At 44.7% G+C, this 19,617-nt stretch carries 18 protein-coding genes and 5 tRNA genes; all 23 read left to right on the top strand.

All coding sequences use genetic code 11. The features are described from left to right. The first annotated feature begins 24 nt into the window (after positions 1–24). The 23 genes from coaA to rpsG all read left to right on the top strand — a co-directional run bounded on the left by coaA (position 25) and on the right by rpsG (position 19,617). The gene (coaA, locus tag OV592_RS18880; RefSeq protein ID WP_406609648.1) at positions 25–978 is read left to right on the top strand and encodes a type I pantothenate kinase; all 954 of its coding nucleotides are present in this window, start codon (positions 25–27) and stop codon (positions 976–978) included. Next, a complete protein-coding gene (gene murB / locus OV592_RS18875; RefSeq protein ID WP_406609647.1) occupies positions 975–2,042 on the top strand; it encodes a UDP-N-acetylmuramate dehydrogenase in 1,068 nt (355 codons plus the stop codon). Before coaA ends, murB begins: the two co-directional genes overlap by 4 nt. After that, positions 2,029–2,991, top strand: coding sequence for a bifunctional biotin--[acetyl-CoA-carboxylase] ligase/biotin operon repressor BirA (gene birA / locus OV592_RS18870; protein WP_406609646.1), 963 nt, complete (start codon positions 2,029–2,031; stop codon positions 2,989–2,991). Before murB ends, birA begins: the two co-directional genes overlap by 14 nt. Before the next feature lie 111 nt (positions 2,992–3,102). Then, positions 3,103–3,178, top strand: a tRNA-Thr gene (locus OV592_RS18865). 43 nt (positions 3,179–3,221) lie between these two features. Next, positions 3,222–3,305 (top strand) — tRNA-Tyr (locus OV592_RS18860). A gap of 37 nt (positions 3,306–3,342) precedes the next feature. After that, a tRNA-Gly gene (locus tag OV592_RS18855) sits at positions 3,343–3,417 on the top strand. A 4-nt stretch (positions 3,418–3,421) separates the two neighbouring features. Beyond that, positions 3,422–3,497 (top strand) — tRNA-Thr (locus OV592_RS18850). 94 nt (positions 3,498–3,591) lie between these two features. Continuing rightward, positions 3,592–4,776 carry an elongation factor Tu gene (gene tuf / locus OV592_RS18845; protein ID WP_152783434.1) on the top strand — a complete coding sequence of 395 codons (1,185 nt, stop codon included), beginning with the start codon at positions 3,592–3,594 and terminating at the stop codon, positions 4,774–4,776. Positions 4,777–4,962: 186 nt separating this feature from the next. Next, a tRNA-Trp gene (locus OV592_RS18840) sits at positions 4,963–5,038 on the top strand. 54 nt (positions 5,039–5,092) lie between these two features. Beyond that, positions 5,093–5,470, top strand: coding sequence for a preprotein translocase subunit SecE (gene secE, locus OV592_RS18835; protein ID WP_016404044.1), 378 nt, complete (start codon positions 5,093–5,095; stop codon positions 5,468–5,470). Next, on the top strand, positions 5,470–6,015 hold the full coding sequence (gene nusG / locus OV592_RS18830) for a transcription termination/antitermination protein NusG (protein WP_016404043.1): 546 nt from the start codon (positions 5,470–5,472) through the stop codon (positions 6,013–6,015). The genes secE and nusG overlap by 1 nt, the downstream gene beginning before the upstream one ends. A 124-nt stretch (positions 6,016–6,139) precedes the next feature. Beyond that, complete coding sequence (gene rplK / locus OV592_RS18825; RefSeq protein ID WP_016404042.1) at positions 6,140–6,568, top strand: 50S ribosomal protein L11; 429 nt, start codon at positions 6,140–6,142, stop codon at positions 6,566–6,568. Positions 6,569–6,572: 4 nt separating this feature from the next. Next, positions 6,573–7,274 carry a 50S ribosomal protein L1 gene (gene rplA / locus OV592_RS18820; RefSeq protein ID WP_016404041.1) on the top strand — a complete coding sequence of 234 codons (702 nt, stop codon included), beginning with the start codon at positions 6,573–6,575 and terminating at the stop codon, positions 7,272–7,274. Positions 7,275–7,516: 242 nt separating this feature from the next. Then, on the top strand, positions 7,517–8,011 hold the full coding sequence (gene rplJ, locus OV592_RS18815) for a 50S ribosomal protein L10 (protein WP_016404040.1): 495 nt from the start codon (positions 7,517–7,519) through the stop codon (positions 8,009–8,011). Between the two features lie 54 nt (positions 8,012–8,065). Next, a complete protein-coding gene (rplL, locus tag OV592_RS18810; RefSeq protein WP_016404039.1) occupies positions 8,066–8,431 on the top strand; it encodes a 50S ribosomal protein L7/L12 in 366 nt (121 codons plus the stop codon). 225 nt (positions 8,432–8,656) lie between these two features. Next, positions 8,657–12,691 (top strand): DNA-directed RNA polymerase subunit beta, encoded by a 4,035-nt coding sequence (gene rpoB, locus OV592_RS18805; protein ID WP_016404038.1) that lies wholly within the window; start codon positions 8,657–8,659, stop codon positions 12,689–12,691. 82 nt (positions 12,692–12,773) lie between these two features. Then, the gene (gene rpoC / locus OV592_RS18800; RefSeq protein ID WP_221077416.1) at positions 12,774–16,979 is read left to right on the top strand and encodes a DNA-directed RNA polymerase subunit beta'; all 4,206 of its coding nucleotides are present in this window, start codon (positions 12,774–12,776) and stop codon (positions 16,977–16,979) included. Positions 16,980–17,124: 145 nt separating this feature from the next. Further along, complete coding sequence (locus tag OV592_RS18795) at positions 17,125–17,508, top strand: RidA family protein (protein WP_016404069.1); 384 nt, start codon at positions 17,125–17,127, stop codon at positions 17,506–17,508. 3 nt (positions 17,509–17,511) lie between these two features. Then, positions 17,512–17,901: a sulfurtransferase complex subunit TusD gene (gene tusD, locus OV592_RS18790; protein ID WP_406609645.1), complete on the top strand. Its 390-nt coding sequence runs from the start codon at positions 17,512–17,514 to the stop codon at positions 17,899–17,901. Next, the gene (gene tusC / locus OV592_RS18785) at positions 17,898–18,257 is read left to right on the top strand and encodes a sulfurtransferase complex subunit TusC (protein ID WP_406609644.1); all 360 of its coding nucleotides are present in this window, start codon (positions 17,898–17,900) and stop codon (positions 18,255–18,257) included. Before tusD ends, tusC begins: the two co-directional genes overlap by 4 nt. 1 nt (position 18,258) lies before the next feature. Then, positions 18,259–18,534, top strand: coding sequence for a sulfurtransferase complex subunit TusB (gene tusB, locus OV592_RS18780; RefSeq protein WP_406609643.1), 276 nt, complete (start codon positions 18,259–18,261; stop codon positions 18,532–18,534). A gap of 143 nt (positions 18,535–18,677) precedes the next feature. Next, on the top strand, positions 18,678–19,052 hold the full coding sequence (gene rpsL / locus OV592_RS18775) for a 30S ribosomal protein S12 (RefSeq protein WP_016404065.1): 375 nt from the start codon (positions 18,678–18,680) through the stop codon (positions 19,050–19,052). 94 nt (positions 19,053–19,146) lie between these two features. Beyond that, positions 19,147–19,617, top strand: coding sequence for a 30S ribosomal protein S7 (gene rpsG / locus OV592_RS18770; protein ID WP_016404064.1), 471 nt, complete (start codon positions 19,147–19,149; stop codon positions 19,615–19,617).

Below are 19,617 nucleotides of genomic sequence, written 5' to 3'. Positions count from 1 at the left end.
TGCCGCACTATATAGGAAGGGCCCATGCCAGCAACTTACACCACCGCGCCGCATGCGTTTAGTTATTTAGATTTTGAACGCGAAGCTTGGTCAACACTCCGTCAATCAGTACCTCTTACTCTTACCGAAGATGATCTTGAAAGCATTCGTGGTATTAACGAAGCGCTGTCCCTGCCTCAGGTTGTAGATATTTACCTGCCGTTATCTCGCTTGCTCAACTTATACGTTAAAGCGCGCCAAGACCGCCGAGAAGTATTAGCTAATTTTTTAGGTAGTGGAAAACATGTCCCGTATATCATAGGTGTTTCTGGTAGTGTAGCCGGCGGTAAAAGTACCACGTCACGGATCTTGGAGGCGCTGCTGCAACGTTGGCCGGAGCATCCTAAGGTTGATATTGTAACCACCGACGGTTTCTTATTGCCTAACGAAGAGCTTGAAGCGCGTGGCTTGATGCAGCGTAAAGGTTTCCCAGAAAGTTATGATCAAAAAGCCTTGGTCGATTTTGTGGCAGCGCTTAAATCTGGAGAGGAAAGTGTCTCGGCGCCAGTATACTCCCACCTTTCTTATAACATCGTAAAAGATAAGCAGATTAAAGTAGAGCAGCCGGATATTGTTATTCTTGAAGGCTTAAACGTGCTGCAATCGGCCCGCGATTATCCCAATCAACCTCGGCAGGTATTTGTTTCCGATTATTTGGACTTTTCGATATTTGTTGATGCCGAACCAGAGCTTCTTGAAACTTGGTATATCGAACGCTTTCAAAAGTTACGGGCTAGCGCTTTCACTCATCCTAATAACTACTTCCATCATTACGCTCGACTTGATGAAAAAGAAGCCGCGAAGATTGCTAAGCAAATCTGGTCTTCAATTAATCACGTAAATTTAATTGAGAATATTCTTCCCACCCGAGAGCGCGCTGATTTGATCTTAGAAAAAAGTGCTAACCATGAAGTAAGTCGGGTTCGTTTAAGAAAATGAGTGTAGTTTCCTCGATACAAAGTGATGTTGATTTAAGCACCTACAATACCTTTGCTTTAGCGGCCAAAGCTAAGCATTTTGTTGAATTAAAACATGCTGAAGACATCAACGAGCTCATTGCGTGGGCTGGCTCCAAGCAACTACCGTGGATTGTGATTGGTGGAGGCTCTAACTTACTGCTGCTAGAAGACTTTCGCGGGCTGGTTATAGTAAATAAGTTACGCGGCATTGATGTTAGTGATGACGCAGACTGCTACACCATTGAAGCAGCAGCGGGAGAAGATTGGCACCAGTTTGTGCAGTGGACTGTTAAACAAGGAATGCCGGGCTTAGAGAATTTAGCCCTGATCCCCGGAACAGTGGGTGCGTCTCCAGTACAAAACATTGGCGCTTATGGCATTGAGCTAGCCGATGTATGCAGTGAGGTTGAATTTTACTCCTTGCTGACAAACAGCATGCAAACTCTCAGCAGTAAACAGTGCAAATTTGCTTATCGAGACAGCATTTTCAAAGCTCAGCTAAAAGACCAAGTTATTATCAGCAAGGTTACCTTTAAGCTTAGTAAGTCATGGTTAGCAAAGCGTGACTATGGTGGATTGCAGAAGCTAGCTGAAGATGTGTCTGCGCAGACAGTGTTTGAAGAGGTGTGCAGAATGCGCATCAGCAAACTTCCTGATCCTAAGGTACTAGGCAATGCTGGCAGCTTTTTTAAAAACCCTCTGATTAGCCAAGAGCATCTTTCAAGCTTGCTATCTCGTTACCCTGAGATGCCAAATTATCCAGCAAGCAAGGGACAAGCTAAGCTAGCCGCGGGCTGGCTAATAGATAAACTTGGCCTAAAAGGTTATTCAATAGGTGGTGCAGCAGTGCATCAAGATCAAGCTTTGGTATTGGTTAACAAAGCCAATGCAAAAGCTAGCGACTTACTCGCACTATGTTGCCACATTCGCCAGCAAGTATGGCAATCCTTTAATGTGTTACTGCAACCAGAAGTTCGTTTTATTACCCACTCTGGTGAGATTGAGCCAAGCACAGTATTAGGCAGGCCCGATGCAACAGAGTAAACCTTATCAGCTGATAAGCGCTCTCTCATTAGGTGAATTTTGCTCTGGCGAAAGCTTAGCTAAGCAACTTGATGTTTCTCGAACCACAATTGCTAGTTATATCAAGCAGTACTCGGTTTTGGGTTTGGATATCTACAGTGTGAAAGGCAAAGGTTACCGCTTGGCCCAGCCGCTCTCTCTGCTAGATTCTAAAGTTTTAGAACAGGCTCTACCCAATAATATGCCCTTGGTATTCGACCAGGTTGATTCAACCAATGCTTGGTTGATGAGCAATATAGACAGCGTGGAACATGGCCAAGTGGTTCTCGCCGAATACCAAAGTGCTGGTCGTGGCAGGAGAGGGCGAGCATGGCAAACGCCTTATGCGGGTCAACTTTGTATGTCTTTGTTGTGGCGCCTGCAAGATGGCATTGAGGCCGCCATGGGCTTAAGCTTAGCTGTTGGGCTAGCGATTGTAGAAGCATTAGAAAAGGCCGGTTTTAAGGATTTAGGCTTAAAGTGGCCAAATGATATTTATCTTGGTGGTAAAAAGCTTGGTGGAGTACTAATTGAGCTTCAAGGTCACGCTAATAGCGAAGTTAGTTTGGTGGTTGGCTTAGGAGTGAATGTTAGAGTGGCTAGCCTTCAGGCAGAGCAAATTGACCAAGCTTTCGCTCAGTTAGAAACGAATGCTAAGTCCCCTTTAAACAGAACCGACCTCGCTATAGCTATAGTTGAGTCTTTGAATCAGATGTTCGAGGTATTTCGGTTGCAGGGCTTCGCTGCTCTACAGCAGCGTTGGAATCGCTACGATATTTTTGCAGAACAAGCGGTAAGCTTGCGCTTCTCCGAGGAGCGACAGTTAAAAGGCACGGCAAAAGGCGTAGATAAGCAAGGCCAATTACTGCTTGAAATAAACGGTCAACAACAAGCCTTTATGGCCGGTGAAGTATCGCTACGCGGCCAATAATTGAGCCTGCTGGCTGATTTTTGCGCGTTCACATCAATCCTTAGTTTTTTTTTCCATTTGGTTGTTGCATTTAATAAATGCATTACATAGAATGCGCAGCACTTAAGCGATGCCGATTTAGCTCAGTTGGTAGAGCAACTGACTTGTAATCAGTAGGTCGCCAGTTCGACTCCGGCAATCGGCACCATCTCTTAAGTGTAAGGCTTCACCTTGTTACAAGGTGACAGTGTGGGGGGGTTCCCGAGTGGCCAAAGGGAGCAGATTGTAAATCTGCCGCGAAAGCTTCGATGGTTCGAATCCGTCCCCCCCCACCATTTATTTTGGTAGTAGGTCGTCTTCCAAAGGTTTGATGCGGGCATCGTATAATGGCTATTACCTCAGCCTTCCAAGCTGATGATGCGGGTTCGATTCCCGCTGCCCGCTCCACAGTGCTGATATAGCTCAGTTGGTAGAGCGCACCCTTGGTAAGGGTGAGGTCGGCAGTTCGAATCTGCCTATCAGCACCACATTCCTTTTTTAGTCTCCCTATTACTTTTTACCGGTCGGTAAGCGTAAACCAATGGTGCTTTGTACCAATGACCTTTATCCAGAGGGACTATTATGTCTAAAGAAAAATTTGAACGTTCAAAACCGCACGTAAACGTTGGTACAATTGGCCACGTTGACCACGGTAAAACAACTCTAACAGCAGCTATTACTAACGTACTTGCAAAAGTATACGGTGGTGAAGCTAAAGATTTCGCAGCAATCGATAACGCTCCAGAAGAGCGCGAGCGCGGTATCACCATTTCTACTTCACACGTAGAGTACGACACTCCAACTCGTCACTACGCACACGTAGACTGTCCTGGACACGCCGATTACGTTAAAAACATGATCACCGGTGCAGCACAGATGGACGGCGCTATCCTAGTAGTAGCTTCTACAGATGGTCCAATGCCACAAACACGTGAGCACATCCTACTTTCTCGTCAGGTTGGTGTACCTTACATCATCGTATTCATGAACAAATGTGACATGGTAGACGACGAAGAGCTTCTAGAATTAGTAGAAATGGAAGTACGTGAACTTCTATCTGAATATGAATTCCCAGGTGATGACATTCCAGTAATTCAAGGTTCAGCGCTTAAAGCCCTAGAAGGCGAAGAGCAATGGGAAGCTAAAATTGTAGAACTAGCAGAAGCGCTAGATACTTACATCCCAGAGCCAGAGCGTGACATCGACAAGCCATTCCTACTACCAATTGAAGATGTATTCTCAATTTCAGGTCGTGGTACGGTAGTAACAGGTCGTGTAGAGCGCGGTATCATCAAGGTTTCAGAAGAAATTGAAATCGTAGGTGTTAAAGAGACTACTAAGACAACTTGTACTGGTGTAGAAATGTTCCGCAAGCTTCTAGACGAAGGTCGTGCTGGTGAGAACTGTGGTATTCTTCTACGTGGTACTAAGCGTGACGAAGTACAGCGTGGTCAAGTATTGGCAGCACCTGGTTCAATCACTCCACACACCAAGTTCGAAGCTGAAGTATACGTACTAAGCAAAGATGAAGGTGGCCGTCACACGCCATTCTTCAAAGGCTACCGTCCACAGTTCTACTTCCGTACAACTGACGTAACTGGTTCTGTAGAGTTACCAGAAGGCGTAGAAATGGTAATGCCAGGCGACAACTTGAAATTTGTTGTAGAGCTAATTTGCCCAATCGCGATGGACGAAGGTTTACGCTTCGCAATCCGTGAAGGTGGCCGTACAGTAGGTGCGGGTGTTGTAGCTAAAATCTTCGAATAAGAAGAGCAGCACAGCAAGAAAAAGGTCGCGTAAGCGGCCTTTTTTGTTTTTAAAGGCAAGATCTTTAAGTTCTGCTCTGGTGTTATAAATACCCGGGCAATTTATTGTTTGCCCAGTCGCGTTTTTTCGACATTCAAGGGTTACAATCTTGAAACAAAGTGCCTATAATGTCGGGCTTCGTGCTATAGGGGTGTAGTTCCAATGGCAGAACGTCGGATTCCAAATCCGAATGTTGGGAGTTCGAATCTCTCCACCCCTGCCACTATCCCTATATGAAGGGATTTATGATTTTGTGGGATTATTTGTAGGTTGTTTGATGAGTACCAGTACTGAAAACCAAAGTGGGTCGTTAGATGGCCTAAAATGGGCATTAGCTGCTCTAATTTTAATCGCCGCTGTTGTAGGTAACTACCTATATACAGATATGTCGATCTTGGTGCGTGTAATCGGTGTTGTGATTGCCGTTATTGCTGCTTTAGGCATTGCATCGCAAACCAATAAAGGCAAGCAAGCCTTCGAATTTGCTAAAGAGTCGCGTATGGAAGTGCGTAAGGTTATCTGGCCTACTCGTCAAGAAGCCATTCAAACTACCATGATTGTATTAGCTGCTACTGCATTCATGTCACTAATTTTGTGGGGCCTAGATGCGATATTGGTTCGCCTAGTTGCCTTTGTAACAGGGGTAGGTATCTAATGACTGAAGAGCGCAAATTGCGTTGGTACGTGGTTCAGGCTTTTTCTGGCTATGAAGCTCGCGTATCTAAATCATTAAAAGAGTACATCCAAATCCATTCTATGGAAGATTCTTTTGGTGAGATTCTAGTACCGACTGAAGAAGTAGTTGAAATGCGCGCTGGTCAAAAGCGTAAGAGTGAGCGCAAGTTCTTCCCTGGTTACGTTTTGGTTCAAATGGATCTAAACGATGAAAGCTGGCACTTAGTGAAAAGTGTACCGCGGGTACTAGGCTTTATTGGTGGAACGGCAGAGCGCCCAGCGCCAATTTCTGACAAAGAAGCGAAAGCTATCTTGGATCGCTTGGATGAAACCAGTGACAAGCCAAGACCAAAAACTCTATTCGAACCAGGCGAAGTGGTTCGTGTTACCGATGGCCCATTCGCCGACTTCAACGGTACTATCGAAGAAGTGGATTACGAAAAGAGCCGCGTAAAAGTATCAGTATTGATTTTCGGCCGAGCTACTCCAGTAGAGCTAGAATTCGGACAAATCGAGAAAGGCTGATAAAAAATAAACAATCAGTTGTTTTTAGGGCAGGGGATCGACTATAATCCGCTGCCCTTTGTTCTATCGGGAAGCTAATCGCATGTGCGAAAGGCGTTTGAACCCAAAATAAGGTAAATTTAAAATGGCTAAAAAAGTCCAAGCTTATATTAAGCTTCAAGTTGCTGCGGGTGCCGCAAACCCGTCACCACCAGTTGGTCCTGCTCTAGGTCAACATGGTGTAAACATCATGGAATTCTGTAAAGCATTCAACGCGAAAACAGATTCAATTGAAAAAGGCGCGCCAGTACCAGTAGTAATTACTGTTTATTCTGACCGTTCTTTCACTTTTGAAACCAAAACTCCACCTGCTTCTTACTTATTGAAGAAAGCGGCTGGCATCAAGTCTGGTTCTGGTGTTCCAAACAAAGAAAAAGTTGGCAAAGTAACACGCGCTCAACTAGAAGAGATTGTTAATACTAAAGCAGTAGATATGACTGGTGCTGATGTAGACGCAATGGTTCGTTCAATTGAAGGTTCTGCCCGTTCTATGGGCTTGGTTGTAGAGGGCTAATACGATGGCAAAACTTTCTAAGCGCATGCGTGCGATCAACGAAAAAGTTGATTCAACAAAAGAATACTCAGTAAACGAAGCTGTTGCTCTTCTTAAAGAATTAGCGTCAGCTAAGTTCCTAGAAAGCGTAGATGCAGCGGTTAACCTTGGTGTTGACCCACGTAAATCTGACCAAAACGTTCGTGGTGCTACTGTACTACCACACGGTACTGGTCGTAACGTTCGTGTTGCTGTATTTACTCAAGGTGCTAACGCCGAAGCCGCTACTGAAGCTGGTGCTGACGTAGTTGGTATGGACGACTTGGCTGCTCAAGTTAAAGCAGGTGAGATGGACTTTGACGTAGTAATTGCTTCTCCAGATGCAATGCGCGTTGTTGGTCAACTAGGTCAAATCCTAGGTCCACGTGGTTTAATGCCTAACCCTAAAGTGGGTACAGTTACTCCTAACGTAGCTGATGCAGTTAAACTAGCTAAAGCGGGTCAGATTCGTTACCGCAACGACAAAAACGGTATTATCCATACTACTATTGGTAAAGCCGATTTTGATGCTGACAAGCTTAAAGAGAACCTTGAAGCATTGGTTGTTGCTCTTAAAAAAGCAAAACCTGCTCAATCTAAAGGTCAGTTCATCAAGAAAGTTAGCCTATCAACCACTATGGGTGCTGGTCTAACTGTTGATGTAGCTACTTTAGATACTCAAGCTTAATCATTTACAAAGCGCAAAATTTATACTATCATTTTGCGCTTTGTATTTATGGGTCAGGGCTTATGCCCTCATCCAAGACCGTAGGTGCTAGTTTCTAGCTTAATCTCCTACGTAGATGGTGAGGAAACCCAAGAATAAATTTTTTATTCTGGACAACCAAACCGTAAAGGCCTCTAAATCTAATGACTTAGAGGGAAGTAAACACCAGATTTATCTGGTATTGGAATCCAGGAGTAAAGCCAATGGCCTTAAGACTCGAAGACAAGAAGCAAATTGTTGCTGGCGTCAACGAAGCTGCCAAAGGTGCACTTTCTGCAGTAGTTGCTGATTCACGTGGCGTAACTGTAGATGCGATGACTTCACTTCGTGCTAAAGCACGTGAAGCTGGCGTATCTATGCAAGTGGTACGTAATACCCTTGCTCGCCGTGCAGTAGCTGGCACAGACCTAGAATGTCTTACTGAGTCATTCACTGGTCCTACTTTGATTGCCTTCTCTAATGAGCACCCAGGTGCTGCAGCGCGTCTATTTACAGACTTCGCTAAAGAGCAAGACAACTTTGAAGTACGTGCAGCAGCATTTGAAGGTGCATTAGCAGACGTAAACGTTCTTGCAAAACTACCAACTTACGAAGAAGCAATTGCCAAGTTAATGGCAACTATGAAAGAAGCTTCTGCAGGCAAGCTGGTTCGCACTCTGGCCGCACTACGCGACCAAAAAGAGTCAGAAGCAGCATAATTTGCTTGTTGCTACATTATTTTATAAATTTAATTGAATTTAGGAATTTGAGTCATGTCTATCACTAAAGACCAAATTATCGAAGCTGTTGCTGAAATGTCAGTAATGGACGTTGTTGAACTAATCGAAGCTATGGAAGAGAAGTTCGGCGTATCTGCTGCTGCAGCTGTTGCTGTTGCTGGTGACGCTGGTGCTGCTGCTGAAGAGCAATCAGAATTCGACGTAATTCTTACTGCTGCTGGCGCTAACAAAGTTGCTGCTATTAAAGCGGTACGTGGCGCTACAGGTCTAGGCCTGAAAGAAGCTAAAGGTCTTGTTGATTCAGCTCCTGCTGCAATCAAAGAAGGCGTTGAGAAAGAAGAAGCTGAAGCTCTTAAAGCTGCTCTTGAAGAAGCTGGTGCTTCTGTTGAGCTTAAGTAATCTACCTATAAGTAGATTGCAGCCTTTATAGGCTATGGCTGGTGGTTATTTAACCACCGGCCTTTTTGCGCTGTAGGACGCCGTCTTTTTTATCACCGTTTTAGATGGTGCGTCTAGCAAAAAACTTAGAGAAGGAATTCTCTTCGACAATGACAAACGGTATGTAAGAACTGTCCCAGATTTTGCGGACAGAGTGGGTCACTTATCAGCGAGCTGAGGAACCATATGGTTTACTCTTATACAGAGAAAAAACGCATTCGTAAGGACTTTGGAAAACGTCCTCAAGTAGTGGACACGCCTTACCTGCTTTCAATACAGCTTGACTCTTTTGAGAAATTCATAGAGATCGATCCTGAAGGCGAGTATGGGCTGGAAGCTGCATTCCGCAGTGTATTCCCGATTGCCAGTTATTCAGGATATTCAGAGCTACAATATGTTAGCTATCGTCTTGGCGAGCCGGTTTTTGACGTTAAAGAATGTCAAATTCGTGGAGTCACCTACTCTGCTCCCTTGCGCGTTAAATTGCGTTTAGTGTTGTTTGATCGTGAGGCTCCGGCTGGCACGGTTAAAGACATCAAAGAGCAAGAAGTATACATGGGTGAAATCCCATTGATGACAGGTAATGGTACCTTTGTGATTAATGGTACAGAGCGTGTTATCGTATCTCAGTTGCACCGTAGTCCTGGTGTATTCTACGATCATGACCGTGGTAAAACACACTCATCAGGTAAAGTGTTATATAACGCGCGCGTTATTCCTTACCGTGGTTCATGGTTAGACTTCGAATTCGATCCTAAAGACAACTTGTTTGTTCGTATCGACCGTCGTCGTAAGCTTCCAGCATCTATTATTTTGCGCGCGTTAGAAATGACCACGCAAGAGATTCTAGAAACCTTCTTTGACTCTACTGCTTTCGAATTGAAAGACGGTAAAGTGATGATGGAGCTAGTACCAGCTCGTTTACGTGGTGACACTGTTTCTTTCGACGTTATGCTAAACGGCGAAGTATTGATTGAAGCAGGCCGTCGTGTAACAGCGCGCCATATTCGTCAACTGGAAAAATCAGGCGTTGAGCAAATCGAAGTGCCGGTTGAGTACCTTGCTGATAAAGTATTGGCTGAAGAGTACGTTGACGAAAGCACTGGTGAAGTTATTGCCGAGGCTAACAGCGAATTAAACCTAGAGTTAATTGCTGCGCTTTCGCAAGCTGGTCACTCGGTGATAAAAACGATTTATACCAACGACCTAGATCATGGTTCATTTATCTCTGATACTTTGCGTGTTGATTCTTCAACAAACCGCCTAGAAGCGTTAGTTGAAATTTACCGTATGATGCGTCCTGGTGAGCCACCAACAAAAGACGCAGCAGAAGCATTGTTCGAGAACTTGTTCTTTAACGGCGACCGTTACGACTTATCAACAGTTGGCCGTATGAAGTTCAACAGCCGTGTTGGCCGTGAAGACGGTTCAGTGGCTGGTGTGCTTGATAAAGAAGACATCGTTAAGGTTATGCAAACGCTAATCGAAATTCGTAACGGCCGTGGTGAAGTTGATGATATCGACCACCTTGGTAACCGTCGTATTCGTAGCGTAGGCGAAATGGCTGAAAACCAATTCCGCGTTGGTTTAGTACGTGTAGAGCGTGCTGTTAAAGAGCGCCTAAGCTTAGGTGACCTTGATGCATTGATGCCACAAGACTTAATTAACGCTAAGCCAATCTCGGCTGCGGTTAAAGAGTTCTTTGGTTCAAGCCAATTGTCTCAGTTCATGGATCAAAACAACCCGCTTTCTGAAGTAACACACAAACGTCGTGTTTCTGCATTAGGCCCAGGTGGTTTAACTCGTGAACGTGCTGGCTTTGAAGTGCGAGATGTACACCCAACGCACTACGGTCGTCTATGTCCGATTGAAACGCCGGAAGGTCCAAACATTGGTTTGATTAACTCGTTGGCGGTTTATTCTCGCACTAATGAGTTTGGTTTCTTAGAAACCCCTTACCGCAAAGTAATTGAAGGCCAAATCACTGATGAAGTAGATTACTTATCAGCGATTGATGAAGGCACTTATGTGATCGCTCAGGCAAACGCTGAAGCTGACGCAAACGGTAAATTACTTGAAACAGATTTAGTACCTTGTCGCCACAAGGGTGAATCAACCTACATGCCTACTGACCAAATTCAGTACATGGACGTAAGTCCTCAGCAGATTATTTCTGTAGCGGCATCGTTGATTCCGTTCCTAGAACACGATGATGCAAACCGTGCATTGATGGGTTCTAACATGCAACGTCAAGCTGTACCAACTCTACGCGCTGACAAGCCGTTAGTAGGTACTGGTATTGAGCGTGCAGTAGCGGTTGACTCTGGTGTAACTGTTGTATCGAAACGTGGTGGTACGGTTGACTACGCAGATGCAAGCCGCATCGTAGTTAAAGTAAATGAAGACGAGATGCTTCCAGGTGAAGCAGGTATCGACATTTACACGCTAACTAAGTACACCCGTTCTAACCAAAACACCTGTATCAACCAACGTCCGGTAGTTAAATCAGGCGAATTGGTAGCTAAAGGCGACGTACTAGCAGATGGTCCTTCAACTGACCTAGGTGAGTTGGCATTGGGTCAAAACATGCGCGTAGCGTTCATGCCTTGGAATGGTTACAACTTTGAGGATTCGATCGGTATTTCTGAGAACGTAGTTAAAGAAGATCGCTTTACTACTATTCACATTCAAGAGTTAAGCTGTATCGCTCGTGATACTAAGCTTGGCAGTGAAGAAATCTCAGCCGATATTCCAAACGTTGGTGAATCAGCGCTAAGCAAACTTGACGAGTCAGGTATTGTATACGTAGGTGCTGAAGTTAAGCCCGGTGACATCTTAGTGGGTAAAGTAACCCCTAAAGGTGAAACACAATTAACACCTGAAGAGAAGCTATTGCGTGCCATCTTCGGTGAGAAAGCGTCTGATGTTAAAGATACATCACTACGTGTACCTAACTCTGTATTTGGTACCGTAATCGACGTTCAAGTCTTTACTCGCGATGGCGTAGAAAAAGACAAGCGTGCTCAAGAAATTGAGTCTATGCAGCTTAAAGAAGCGAAAAAAGATTTAACCGAAGAATTCAAGATCCTTGAAGACGGTATCTTTGCTCGTGCTAAATCTGTATTGATTGCAGCCGGCAAGTCAGAAGCTGACTTAGACCGCCAGCAACCTGCAGAGTGGCTAGAAGCGGCATTAAGCGATGAAGACGCGCAAACGCAGCTAGAGCAAATTGCTGCGCAATATGACGAAATCAAAGCTGAATTCGACAAACAGTTCGACATTAAGCGCCGCAAGATCACCCAAGGTGATGACTTAGCGCCTGGCGTACTGAAGATTGTTAAAGTTTACTTAGCAGTTAAACGTCGTATTCAACCTGGTGACAAGATGGCGGGTCGTCACGGTAACAAAGGTGTAATTTCCACCATTGTTCCTCGTGAAGATATGCCTTATGACGAAACTGGTCGCCCAGTAGACATCTGCTTGAACCCACTAGGTGTACCATCGCGGATGAACATCGGTCAGATCCTTGAAACCCACTTAGGCCTAGCAGCTAAAGGTGTTGGTGAAAAAATTGATGAAATGCTGAAAGTTCAGCGTGAAATCGAAATGGATAAACTGCGTGACTTCATCCAGAAAGTGTACAACGTAGGTGATGATGCGCTTAAAGTTGACGTTGCTAGCTTCACTGATGAAGAAGTAATGACTTTGGCCAAGAACTTACGTGGCGGTGTGCCAATGGCTACCCCTGCATTTGATGGTGCTAAAGAAGCTGAAATTAAAGAGCTATTACGTTTAGCCGACTTACCTGATTCAGGTCAAATCGTGTTACGTGACGGCCGTACCGGTCAAGAATTTGAGCGCCCTGTAACTGTTGGTTACATGTACATGTTGAAACTTAACCACTTGGTTGATGACAAGATGCACGCTCGTTCTACTGGTTCTTACAGCTTGGTTACTCAGCAACCTCTAGGTGGTAAAGCACAGTTTGGTGGTCAGCGCTTCGGTGAGATGGAAGTATGGGCACTGGAAGCATATGGTGCTGCTTACACTCTACAGGAAATGCTAACGGTTAAATCTGATGACGTTAACGGTCGTACTAAGATGTACAAGAACATCGTTGATGGTAATCACCAGATGGAGCCAGGCATGCCTGAGTCGTTCAACGTGTTGCTCAAAGAGATTCGCTCTCTTGGTATCAACATTGAGTTGGATGAGCTGTAAGCACAGGACTTCACCTGAATTAAAAGCAAGGCGGGCGTTTCATTAGAAACGCCCCAGGTTTAACTCCAACCTGGAGAGAAACGTGAAAGATTTACTTAAGTTTCTTAAGCAACAAAGCAAGACCGAAGAGTTTGAAGGCATTAAAATTGGCCTAGCTTCACCAGACCAGATCCGCAGTTGGTCGTTTGGTGAGGTGAAGAAACCAGAGACGATTAACTATCGTACTTTTAAGCCTGAGCGTGACGGTTTATTCTGTGCCCGTATTTTTGGCCCAGTTAAAGATTACGAATGTTTGTGTGGTAAATACAAACGTTTGAAGCACCGTGGTGTTATTTGTGAGAAGTGTGGCGTAGAAGTTACCCAATCTAAAGTTCGTCGTGATCGTATGGGTCACATCGAATTAGCTTCTCCTGTAGCGCACATCTGGTTCTTAAAATCACTACCATCGCGTATTGGTTTATTACTAGATATGACTTTACGTGATATTGAACGAGTTCTTTACTTCGAATCATTTGTTGTGACTGAGCCTGGCATGACCAGCTTAGAGCGCGGTCAAATGCTTACCGAAGAAACTTACTTGGATTCACTTGAAGAGTACGGTGACGAGTTTGAAGCTAAAATGGGCGCTGAAGCTGTATTAGCTTTATTGCGTCATTTAGAGCTTGACCAAGAAATCGAAGTAATGCGCGAAGAGTTACAAACTACTAACTCTGAAACTAAGCGTAAGAAGACCACTAAGCGTCTTAAGCTTATGGAAGCGTTCCGCGATTCAGGTAACAAACCTGAGTGGATGATTATGACCGTATTACCGGTTCTTCCACCAGATTTACGTCCACTAGTACCACTAGATGGCGGCCGTTTTGCTACGTCTGATTTGAACGATTTATACCGTCGTGTAATCAACCGTAACAACCGTTTGAAGCGTCTATTAGACCTAGCTGCTCCAGACATCATTGTGCGTAACGAAAAGCGTATGCTGCAAGAAGCAGTGGATGCCTTGTTAGACAATGGTCGTCGTGGTCGTGCTATTACTGGTTCTAACAAGCGTCCGCTTAAATCTTTGGCTGATATGATCAAAGGTAAGCAAGGTCGTTTCCGTCAGAACTTGCTAGGTAAGCGTGTAGATTACTCAGGTCGTTCGGTAATTACCGTTGGTCCAACACTGCGTCTACACCAGTGTGGTCTTCCTAAGAAAATGGCACTTGAGCTATTCAAACCATTCATCTATGGCAAGCTAGAGCTGCGTGGTCTTGCGACTACAATTAAAGCTGCTAAGAAAATGGTTGAGCGCGAAGGCGGTGAAGTGTGGGATATTCTTGAAGAAGTTATCCGCGAACACCCTGTATTACTTAACCGTGCACCAACCTTGCACCGTTTGGGTATTCAAGCCTTTGAGCCTGTGCTAATTGAAGGTAAAGCAATTCAATTACACCCGCTAGTGTGTGCGGCTTATAACGCCGACTTCGATGGTGACCAAATGGCGGTACACGTACCGTTGACCCTAGAAGCACAGTTAGAAGCACGTTCGTTGATGATGTCGACCAACAACGTACTATCACCAGCTAACGGTGAGCCTATTATTGTTCCTTCGCAAGACGTTGTATTGGGTCTGTACTACATGACTCGTGAACGTGTTAACGCTGAAGGTGAAGGTATGTACCTTTCTGGCCCTAAAGAGGCAGAAAAGTTATACCGTGCTAAACAAGCCAGTATTCACGCACGTGTAAACGTACGTATTACTGAGGTTGTTGTAGCTGAAGACGGCTCTAAAATCGAAAAAACTGAGATTAAGCAAACTACCATTGGTCGTGCCATTTTATGGTTAATTGTACCTAAAGGTTTGCCATTTGATTTAGTTAACCAGTCAATGGGTAAGAAGCAAATCTCAGGATTGCTAAACACCTGTTACCGTAAACTAGGTCTTAAGCACTCAGTTATTTTTGCTGACCAATTAATGTACACCGGTTTCCATTACGCAACTTTGTCTGGTGCCTCTGTAGGTATTAACGACATGGTTATCCCTGATGCTAAGAAAGACATCGTGGAAGAAGCCAGTGATGAAGTAAGCGAAATTCAAGAGCAGTTCCTAGCTGGTTTGGTAACCGCAGGCGAGCGTTACAACAAAGTAATCGATATTTGGGCTTCGGCTAACGAAAAAGTATCGAAAGCGATGATGGACAACTTGTCTACTGAAACAGTTATCAACAAAGATGGCGAAGAAGAGAGTCAAGACTCGTTCAACAGCATCTTTATGATGGCCGACTCTGGCGCACGTGGTAGTGCTGCGCAGATTCGTCAGCTAGCTGGTATGCGTGGCTTGATGGCTAAACCGGATGGTTCGATTATCGAAACGCCGATTGTGGCTAACTTCCGTGAAGGTTTGAACGTACTTCAGTACTTCATCTCAACCCACGGTGCGCGTAAAGGTTTGGCCGATACCGCATTGAAGACTGCTAACTCTGGTTACTTAACACGTCGTCTAGTAGATGTTGCACAGGATTTGGTTGTTACCGAAACTGACTGTGGTACAGAAGACGGTATTATCATGACGCCTCATATCGAGGGTGGTGATGTTGTTGAGCCATTACGTGAGCGTGTTCTTGGTCGTGTTCTAGTAGGCGATGTAATTAAGCCTGGTACTGAGAACGAAGTACTGCTTAAAGACAAAACACTACTTGACGAGAAACTGTGTGACCTTCTTGAAGAGAACTCAGTAGATACCGTTAAAGTACGCTCAGTAATTAGCTGTGCTAACGACTTTGGTGTTTGTGCTCTTTGTTATGGTCGTGACCTAGCTCGTGGCCACTTGGTTGGTCGCGGTGAAGCGGTTGGTGTAGTTGCTGCTCAATCAATTGGTGAGCCTGGTACGCAGCTTACCATGCGTACCTTCCACATTGGTGGTGCGGCATCCCGTGCGGCTGCAGAAAACAGCATTCAAGTTAAGAACGCAGGTACTATTAAGCTGCACAACGCTAAAGTAGTAACTAACAGCGAAGGCAAGTTAGTTGTAACCTCTCGTTCTACTGAATTGACCATTATTGATGAAATGGGTCAAACCAAAGAAAGCCACAAGCTTCAATACGGTGCAATACTTGAAGTAGTAGACGGTGGTGCGGTTACCTCTGGTGACACAGTTGCTAACTGGGACCCACATACACACCCAATTATTACTGAAGTACCGGGGCGCGTTAAGTTTATCGACATGGTTGAAGGCGTAACTGTTAGCCGTCAAACTGATGAACTAACTGGTCTTTCTAGTATTCACGTTATGGATCCTAACGAGCGCCCCGGCGCTGGTAAAGAAATGCGTCCAATGGTGAAATTGGTAGACGGTTCTGGTAACGACGTACTTATTGCCGGTACTGATATTCCAGCTCAGTACTTCTTGTCTGCAAAAGCGATTGTAAACTTAGAAGATAATGCTGAAGTGGGTGTTGGTGATGCAATTGCTCGTATCCCACAAGAATCAAGCGGTACTAAAGATATTACCGGTGGTCTACCTCGCGTAGCCGACTTGTTCGAAGCTCGTCAGCCTAAAGAGCCAGCTATTTTGGCAGAAATTACCGGTACTATTAGTTTCGGTAAAGAAACCAAAGGTAAGCGCCGCTTGGTGATTACCCCTGCTGAAGGCGATGCTTACGAAGAAATGATTCCTAAGTGGCGTAACCTAAACGTGTTTGAAGGTGAGAAAGTGGCTAAAGGTGAAGTAATTGCCGATGGTCCAGAATCACCACATGACATTTTACGTTTACGTGGCATTAGCCCTGTTTCTAACTACATCGTAAACGAAGTTCAAGACGTATACCGTTTACAAGGTGTGAAGATTAACGATAAACACATTGAAACTATCGTGCGTCAAATGCTTCGTAAGTGTTTGATTCTAGATGCTGGTGATTCTAGCTTCTTGCTAGGTGAGCAAGCTGAAGTTGCCCGTGTGAATATTGAGAATCGTCAATTAGAAGCTGAAGGCAAACGCCCTGCTGTATACCGTCGTGAGTTACTAGGTATTACTAAAGCGTCACTATCTACAGAGTCGTTTATTTCTGCGGCTTCGTTCCAAGAAACTACTCGCGTGCTTACCGAAGCAGCAGTGGGTGGTAAACAGGACGAACTACGCGGTCTTAAAGAGAACGTTATTGTTGGTCGTTTGATTCCTGCTGGTACTGGTTATGCCTACCACGAGAATCGTCGCAACCAAACTGAAGCGCCAGCTCCAATAACTGCAGATGAAGCAGCTGATAACTTAGCAGCTCTACTAAATGCAGCCCCTGGCGGCGAAACAGAGTAGTAACTGACTATACTAAGATAAAAAGGCAGCCATTGGCTGCCTTTTTTAATGTCTGCGGTTTAATTATCTCTCTGCAAAATATTTGACAAGTGCTGGCGTTCGTCACAGACTCCATTTTTAAAAACAACAAAATCCAGAGCATTTTATGAGCAAACAAATTGTATCTACAGAGGCGGCTCCAGCTGCAATCGGCCCATATTCTCAAGCAACTAAAATTGACGAATTGGTCTTTACTTCAGGCCAAATCCCATTAGACCCAGAGTCGATGGAGATCGTGGAAGGCGGAATAAGCGAGCAAACAAAACAAGTAATGGAAAATCTAATGGCGGTATTAGCTGCTGCTGGTGCAGATGCTTCAACAGTGTTTAAAACTACCTGCTTTCTAAGTGATATGGCTAATTTTGTTGCCTTTAATGATGTTTACGCGAGTTACTTCCCAGAAAGTGCACCTGCGCGCTCATGTGTAGAAGTAGCGCGTTTACCTAAAGATGTGTTGGTAGAAGTAGAAGCTATTGCGCATATTAAATAGTTTATGAGCCTTACTTATACCTTAGTTGTTACTAGCCCCTTGTATGGCAAACAAGGAAGTGCTTCGGCGCTTAACTTTGCCAATGCTTTGATTGAAGCTGGCCATCAGATAAAAACGGTATTCTTTTATCTAGATGGGGTGAGTAATGGCCTGTCTACTTCGCTACCAGCAAGTGATGAAGTAAATATTCATCAGCACTGGCTCGATATAAAAAAAGCATCTGAGTGTTCGCTTCTTGTATGCAGTGCAGCAGCCTATCGCAGAGGAATTATTGGTCAGGAAGAAGCTGCAGCACATCAATTGCCAGCGAATATGCACAAAGAGTTTAATATGTCTGGATTAGCCGAAATGGCTACTGCGATGTTAAGTAGCGATAGAGTGGTGCATCTATGAGCAAATCATTAGTGTTTGTATTTAGTCGTGCACCACACGGCAACTCTTTAGCACGAGAAGCTCTGGATGCTGCACTTGCTGCCTCTGCCGTATCGGAAGATATTGTCGCCTATTTTGAGGGCGATGGGGTTTATCAGTTATTGAGGGGGCAAAACCCCACTAACATTAAGCAACGAGACGTGCTTCCTACCTATGGTTTGTTGGATCTTTACGATGTTGAAGAGATCTACGTTGATCAACAATCATTAAAAGAATGTGGCCTTTCTTTAGAACAACTTGCTATTAGCGTTAGAGTTAAACAAGCAAAACAGTTCTATTCAGAATGCTGTCATGCTCATGCAATATTGAGATTTTAGCATGCTACATATTATGCGACATCCTTATGCAAGTGACCCCTACGAACGCTGCCTTGCTCAGCTCGAAACCGGTGGACATCTAGTACTTATCGAAGATGCCGTGTACTCATGGCTGCGTAATGACACGCGTTTAAAGGTACTTGCACAAAGCGCTAGAGTCTCGGTGTTAAGTGCCGATGTGAGTGCTCGGGGTATCGAAGTCTGCGATAGCGTACTGATCGATTACCAAGGTTTGGTAACATTAACGGAACAACACACGCCCTCTATGACTTGGTAACTCAGCTCCCATTCATCAAAAATATCAAGCTTGTGATCATCGCAAGCCTTGACTCTTTACCTGCAAGCGCATAAAATTTCGCCTCCCCAAAATTGGGGTAGATTTTTTCACATGTTTAAATGTAATTTCAGGAGCTATTTCGAATGGCAACGATTAACCAGTTGGTTCGCAAGCCACGTGCAAGTAAGGTTGCTAAAAGCAACGTACCAGCACTAGCTGCGTGTCCACAACGTCGTGGTGTATGTACTCGTGTATATACCACCACACCAAAGAAACCAAACTCAGCACTACGTAAAGTAGCTCGTGTTCGTTTAACTAACGGATTCGAAGTGACTTCTTACATCGGTGGTGAAGGTCACAACCTACAAGAGCACAGCGTAATTTTGATTCGCGGTGGTCGTGTTAAAGATTTACCAGGTGTGCGTTATCACACCGTACGCGGCGCGTTAGACTGTGCTGGCGTAAGTGATCGTCGTCAAGGACGTTCAAAGTACGGCGCTAAACGTCCTAAGTCATAACGGCTCTCCGTTAAGTAAGGCCAAACATTTAGTTATAGCGAAATTTTTTTAAAATTCGTTTTGGGGAAACCTGAAGCAAACCGGAGATATTAAAATGCCAAGACGTCGAGTGATCGGTCAACGCAAAATCTTGCCAGATCCTAAGTTCGGATCAGAACTACTGGCTAAGTTCATCAACGTAGTAATGGTTGATGGTAAAAAATCAATTTCAGAAAAGATTGTATATGGTGCATTAGACGCTGCTGCTGATAAATCAGGCAAGTCTCACCAAGAAATTTTTGAAGTTGCTCTTGAAAACGTGCGCCCATCGGTAGAGGTTAAATCTCGCCGTGTAGGTGGTTCTACTTACCAAGTACCTGTTGAAGTACGTCCAGTACGTCGTAACACTCTAGGTATGCGTTGGATGGTAGATGCAGCACGTAAACGTGGTGAAAAATCTATGGCTTTACGTCTAGCGGGTGAAATCCTAGACGCAGCTGAAAACAAAGGTTCTGCGGTTAAGAAACGTGAAGACGTTCACCGTATGGCCGACGCAAACAAAGCGTTTGCACATTACCGCTGGTAA

The sequence above is a fragment of the Agarivorans sp. JK6 genome (assembly GCF_045277145.1).
Classification (GTDB): Bacteria; Pseudomonadota; Gammaproteobacteria; order Enterobacterales; family Celerinatantimonadaceae; genus Agarivorans; species Agarivorans albus.
Note: the sequence above shows the minus strand (reverse complement) of the source record. Positions and strands in the feature narration are given on the sequence as shown.

Bases quoted from the DNA above. Each gene is read 5' to 3' on its own strand.
- coaA (WP_406609648.1), top strand. From the start codon at position 25: ATGCCAGCAACTTACACCACCGCGCCGCATGCGTTTAGTTATTTAGAT.
- murB (WP_406609647.1), top strand. From the start codon at position 975: ATGAGTGTAGTTTCCTCGATACAAAGTGATGTTGATTTAAGCACCTAC.
- birA (WP_406609646.1), top strand. From the start codon at position 2,029: ATGCAACAGAGTAAACCTTATCAGCTGATAAGCGCTCTCTCATTAGGT.
- tuf (WP_152783434.1), top strand. From the start codon at position 3,592: ATGTCTAAAGAAAAATTTGAACGTTCAAAACCGCACGTAAACGTTGGT.
- secE (WP_016404044.1), top strand. From the start codon at position 5,093: ATGAGTACCAGTACTGAAAACCAAAGTGGGTCGTTAGATGGCCTAAAA.
- nusG (WP_016404043.1), top strand. From the start codon at position 5,470: ATGACTGAAGAGCGCAAATTGCGTTGGTACGTGGTTCAGGCTTTTTCT.
- rplK (WP_016404042.1), top strand. From the start codon at position 6,140: ATGGCTAAAAAAGTCCAAGCTTATATTAAGCTTCAAGTTGCTGCGGGT.
- rplA (WP_016404041.1), top strand. From the start codon at position 6,573: ATGGCAAAACTTTCTAAGCGCATGCGTGCGATCAACGAAAAAGTTGAT.
- rplJ (WP_016404040.1), top strand. From the start codon at position 7,517: ATGGCCTTAAGACTCGAAGACAAGAAGCAAATTGTTGCTGGCGTCAAC.
- rplL (WP_016404039.1), top strand. From the start codon at position 8,066: ATGTCTATCACTAAAGACCAAATTATCGAAGCTGTTGCTGAAATGTCA.
- rpoB (WP_016404038.1), top strand. From the start codon at position 8,657: ATGGTTTACTCTTATACAGAGAAAAAACGCATTCGTAAGGACTTTGGA.
- OV592_RS18795 (WP_016404069.1), top strand. From the start codon at position 17,125: ATGAGCAAACAAATTGTATCTACAGAGGCGGCTCCAGCTGCAATCGGC.
- tusD (WP_406609645.1), top strand. From the start codon at position 17,512: ATGAGCCTTACTTATACCTTAGTTGTTACTAGCCCCTTGTATGGCAAA.
- tusC (WP_406609644.1), top strand. From the start codon at position 17,898: ATGAGCAAATCATTAGTGTTTGTATTTAGTCGTGCACCACACGGCAAC.
- tusB (WP_406609643.1), top strand. From the start codon at position 18,259: ATGCTACATATTATGCGACATCCTTATGCAAGTGACCCCTACGAACGC.
- rpsL (WP_016404065.1), top strand. From the start codon at position 18,678: ATGGCAACGATTAACCAGTTGGTTCGCAAGCCACGTGCAAGTAAGGTT.
- rpsG (WP_016404064.1), top strand. From the start codon at position 19,147: ATGCCAAGACGTCGAGTGATCGGTCAACGCAAAATCTTGCCAGATCCT.